This window comes from Bradyrhizobium sp. P2_E8 (assembly GCF_056403875.1).
In genome coordinates this window covers 1-1,907 of the sequence record NZ_JBFUES010001239.1, presented here as the reverse complement: position 1 = coordinate 1,907, position 1,907 = coordinate 1, and the positions used below count along the sequence as shown (strand labels likewise).

Sequence of the window (1,907 nt, the reverse complement as noted above, 5' to 3'; positions counted from 1 at the left end):
CAGTAGATGGAAGGACCGATCGGTCGATACGCGCGAACTTCCGAAGATTACACTGGCACCAAGAATGTCGCCCATGTGCTTGGAGCGTGCGTAGCGAACACCATCTCGGCCAGCGGGCTTTGTCCGCGCAAACAGGCCGGACATCTGATAGCAAGCGATCTGGCCAAAAGTCTGCTACAATCCTGACAAGTGGGGGGCCGTCCACATCTGCAATCTCTACTCGATCACGACCAACCAAGCCGCTATCAGCGCGTTGTTTCGCGTCGTGAACCGATACGTCGGCAATCTGGCGCCGATGCCCGGGGTTTTTCCCGATTACAAGGCACCGATCGTGCGCAACGGAGCCGAGGGTCGCGAGCTTGCGACGGCGCGGTGGGGCATGCCATCGTCATCGAAGGCGTTGATGGATGCCACCAAAAAACGAGCCGAGAAGCTGCAGGCCAAGGGCACGACCGTCGATTTCAAGGAACTGCTGCGGATGGAACCGGACGGCGGCACGACAAACATCCGCAACGTAAAGAGCAAGCACTGGACGCGATGGCTGGGGACCGAAAATCGCTGCGTGGTGCCGTTCAACTCCTTCAGCGAATTCAACAAGGCTGAAGGCGGTGATGTCTGGTTCGCGCTCCATGAGTCCCGTCCCCTCGCCTGCTTCGCCGGCATCTGGACCAATTGGACGTCCGTTCGGAAGGTCAAGGAAGGTGAGACGACTAACGACCTCTACGCGTTCCTCACGACCGAGCCGAACGCCGAGGTCGGCGCCATCCACCCCAAGGCGATGCCGGTGATCCTGACGACGCCAGACGAAGTCGAGACCTGGATGACGGCCCCTCTGGACGAGGCCCTGAAGCTGCAGCTGCCGCTTGCCGATGGAACGCTCCGGATCGTCGCCCGCGGCGTCAAGGAAGATACGGCCGGGCTTGCGACGTGACCATCGAGGACGAGGACGACCGGGCGGCTTCCCCGGGCCGCCAACGCAAGATCATCCACATCGACATGGACGCCTTCTATGCGTCCGTCGAGCAACGGGACAATCCGGATCTCCGCGGCAAGCCGGTCGCTGTCGGAGGATCCCGCGAGAGGGGCGTCGTGGCGGCGGCCAGCTACGAAGCGCGCAAGTTCGGCGTTAGGTCGGCCATGCCATCGGTGACAGCGAAGCGACAATGTCCAGACTTGATCTTCGTGAAGCCGCGTTTCGAGGTGTACAAGGCGGTCTCCCAGCAAATCCGCGAAATCTTCGCCGAGCACACGCCGATCATTGAGCCGCTGTCGCTGGACGAGGCCTACCTCGACGTTAACAAGTTTCTGGCGAAGCTGGCGTCCGACCACCGCAAACCGAACGGCCAGTATGTCATCACGCCGGAGATGGGGCCGGCATTTGTCGAAACGCTTCCGGTTGGCAAGTTTCACGGTATAGGGCCGGCGACCAGCGCCAGGATGAACGCCCTCGGCCTCTACACCGGCCTCGACATGCGTAACCAGTCGCTCGAATTCATGCAGGCAAACTTCGGGAAGGCCGGAAGCCACTACTACTGGATCTCGCGGGGCGTCGACAACCGTGAGGTCCGCGCCGACCGGATCCGCAAATCCGTCGGCGCCGAAAACACGTTTTCCACCGACCTCACCGACTTCGGCACCATGGTCGTCGAACTCGACCCGCTCATCGACAAGGTCTGGCGATACTGCGAAGGCACCGGCAACCGGGGACGCACGGTGACGCTTAAATTGAAATTCAACGACTTCGAGATCGTCACGCGCAGCAGATCCGTCCCCGTCGCGATTTCGAGCCGCAGCGAGCTGGAACGCCGATCGGTCGCTTTGCTGAAGAACGAGATGCCGGTCCTCAAGCCGGTCCGGCTTCTGGGAGTCTCACTGTCGGCGCTGCAGCATGTCGACGACGCGGAACC

At 61.6% G+C, this 1,907-nt stretch carries 2 protein-coding genes; both read left to right on the top strand.

What is annotated here, in order from left to right:
* Positions 1 to 205 precede the first annotated feature (205 nt).
* Positions 206 to 931, top strand: a complete 726-nt coding sequence (locus AC1D00_RS39075; RefSeq protein WP_477014351.1) for an SOS response-associated peptidase — start codon at positions 206 to 208, stop codon at positions 929 to 931.
* 65 nt (positions 932 to 996) lie between these two features.
* The coding region (locus AC1D00_RS39070; RefSeq protein ID WP_477014350.1) for a DNA polymerase IV at positions 997 to 1,907 on the top strand (911 nt) is incomplete at its 3' end.